The following is a 2,545-nucleotide window of genomic DNA, read 5'->3' on the forward strand; positions in this document are numbered from 1 at the left end:
CCAGATGTATTGACTGATCCACCGCTTTCGCGAGCAAGCCCGCTCCCACATTGGAACTGCGCAATATTCCATAATGGAATATCAATTTAGATTTATATTATTTTCAAGTCTTAAAAACCGGCTTTATCATCGCGCCGTAGGCGAAGACGCGCTACGCGCTTTAAGGCAGGATACGACTACCGCGTCACCTGCTTCGCTCATCACAAAAACACAGGGGCTCTTCATGACTATTTCCGTATTCCGTCGCACGCTGCTGGTGGGCACTTTGGGCCTGGCACTCGGCGCAGGCCTGATCGGCCAAGCCGTTGCCGGCGAACAGCTGGACAAGATCAAAAAAGCCGGCGAAATCAAGATCGGCCTGGAAGGCACCTACCCACCGTTCAGCTTTGTCGATGAAAGCGGCAAGCTCAGCGGCTTCGAAGTGGAGCTGTCCGAAGCCCTGGCCAAGGAGCTGGGCGTCCAGGTCAAGCTGCAAGCCACGCCATGGGACGGCATCCTCGCCGCCCTGGAATCCAAGCGCCTGGACGCTGTGGTCAACCAAGTGACCATCTCTGAAGAACGCAAGAAAAAGTACGACTTCTCCAAGCCGTACACCGTCTCCGGCATTCAAGCGCTGACCCTGGCGAAAAACGTCGACACCATCAAGACCGCCGACGACCTGGCCGGCAAGAAAATCGGTGTGGGCCTGGGCACCAACTACGAGCAATGGCTCAAGGACAATCAGCCTAAAGCCATCATCAAGACTTACAACGATGACCCGACCAAGTTCCAGGACCTGCGCATCGGCCGTACCGACGCCATCCTGATCGACCGTCTGGCCGCCCTCGAATACGCGAAGAAAGCCACCGACACCGCCGCTGCCGGCGCTGCGTTCTCGCGCCAGGAAGCCGGTGTTGCCCTGCGCAAAGGCGAGCCTGAACTGCTCGACGCCGTGAACAAGGCCCTCGACAAGCTGCGCGCCGATGGCACCTTGAAGAAGCTGTCCGAGAAGTACTTCGCCGCTGACGTCACTCAATAATGGAAGCAGGTTTCCAACTCGCGCTGGACTCCGCGCCCTTCCTGCTCAAGGGCGCGTATTACACGGTGATTCTCAGCCTCGGCGGGATGTTCTTCGGTTTGCTGCTGGGCTTCGGCCTGGCCTTGATGCGCCTGTCGCGCTTCAAGCTGTTGAGCTGGAGCGCCCGAGTCTACGTGTCGTTCTTTCGCGGCACGCCCTTGCTGGTGCAGCTGTTTTTGATCTACTACGGCTTGCCGCAAGTGGGCATCGAGCTGGACCCGATCCCGGCCGCCATGATCGGCTTTTCGCTGAACATGGCCGCCTACGCCTGTGAAATCCTGCGCGCCGCCATCAGCTCCATCGAGCGCGGCCAGTGGGAAGCCGCGGCCAGTATCGGCATGACCCGCGCGCAAACCCTGCGCCGGGCCATCCTGCCGCAGGCCATGCGCACCGCATTGCCGCCACTGGGCAACAGCTTTATTTCGCTGGTCAAGGACACGGCGCTGGCCGCCACCATCCAAGTGCCCGAGCTGTTCCGCCAGGCGCAACTGGTCTCGGCCCGCACCTTTGAAATCTTCACCATGTACCTGTCCGCCGCCCTGATCTACTGGATTCTGGCGAGCATCCTGGCGCATTTGCAAAATCGTCTGGAAGACCGGGTCAACCGGCATGACCTGGAGTCTTGATCGATGATCGTGGTTGAAAAACTGACCAAACAATTCAAGGGCCAGGTGGTGCTCAACGGCATCGACCTGGAGGTGAAGGAAGGCGAAGTCATCGCCATCATCGGCCCCAGCGGTTCCGGCAAGACCACCTTTCTGCGCTGCCTGAATTTCCTCGAACAACCCACCAGCGGCCGCATCAAGGTGGGTGACATCGAGATCGACAGCAGCAAGTCCATCAACCAGCAACAGGGTTTGGTGCGGCGCTTGCGCCAGCACGTGGGCTTTGTGTTCCAGAACTTCAACCTGTTCCCCCACCGCACCGCGCTGGAAAACGTCATCGAAGGGCCGATCGTGGTCAAGAAGATGCCCCGCGACGCAGCGGTTGTCCTTGGGCGCAAGCTGCTGGAACGGGTCGGTTTGGCGGGCAAGGAAGACGCATACCCGCGCCGCCTCTCGGGCGGCCAGCAACAGCGCGTGGCGATTGCCCGGGCGCTGGCCATGGAGCCGGAAGTGATCCTGTTCGACGAACCCACCTCGGCCCTCGACCCGGAACTGGTCGGCGAAGTGCTGGCGACCATCCGCAGCCTCGCCGAAGAAAACCGCACCATGGTCATCGTTACCCACGAGATGAGCTTTGCGCGGGACGTGGCCAACCGGGTGATCTTCTTCGACAAGGGCGTGATCGTCGAGCAAGGCGAAGCCAAGGCGTTGTTTGCCAACCCCAAGGAAGAACGCACAAAGCAGTTCCTGAGCAAATTCCTCGCGCACTGAGCCGGCCCTGTGTGAAGTTCGCTTGTGTCCTAAGCCTGGCACAACTCCAAATGTGGGAGCGGGCTTGCTCGCGAATGCGGTGGGTCAGCTGCCACATGCATCGGCTGATACC

General features: G+C 59.9%; 3 protein-coding genes. All 3 read left to right on the top strand.

The features are described 5' to 3' along the window. Window positions 1-223 precede the first annotated feature (223 nt). The 3 genes from tcyJ to tcyN are packed head-to-tail and all read left to right on the top strand — an operon-like array spanning window position 224 to window position 2,433. Window positions 224-1,018: a cystine ABC transporter substrate-binding protein gene (tcyJ, locus tag NUV89_RS29130; RefSeq protein ID WP_257784034.1), complete on the top strand. Its 795-nt coding sequence runs from the start codon at window positions 224-226 to the stop codon at window positions 1,016-1,018. After that, window positions 1,018-1,683: a cystine ABC transporter permease gene (tcyL, locus tag NUV89_RS29135; protein ID WP_257784035.1), complete on the top strand. Its 666-nt coding sequence runs from the start codon at window positions 1,018-1,020 to the stop codon at window positions 1,681-1,683. The genes tcyJ and tcyL overlap by 1 nt, the downstream gene beginning before the upstream one ends. Window positions 1,684-1,686: 3 nt before the next feature. Further along, window positions 1,687-2,433, top strand: coding sequence for an L-cystine ABC transporter ATP-binding protein TcyN (gene tcyN, locus NUV89_RS29140; RefSeq protein ID WP_257784036.1), 747 nt, complete (start codon window positions 1,687-1,689; stop codon window positions 2,431-2,433). The last annotated feature ends 112 nt before the right edge of the window (window positions 2,434-2,545 follow it).

Origin of the sequence: Pseudomonas sp. 18.1.10 (assembly GCF_024655625.1) — a bacterium.
Taxonomy (GTDB): Bacteria; Pseudomonadota; Gammaproteobacteria; order Pseudomonadales; family Pseudomonadaceae; genus Aquipseudomonas.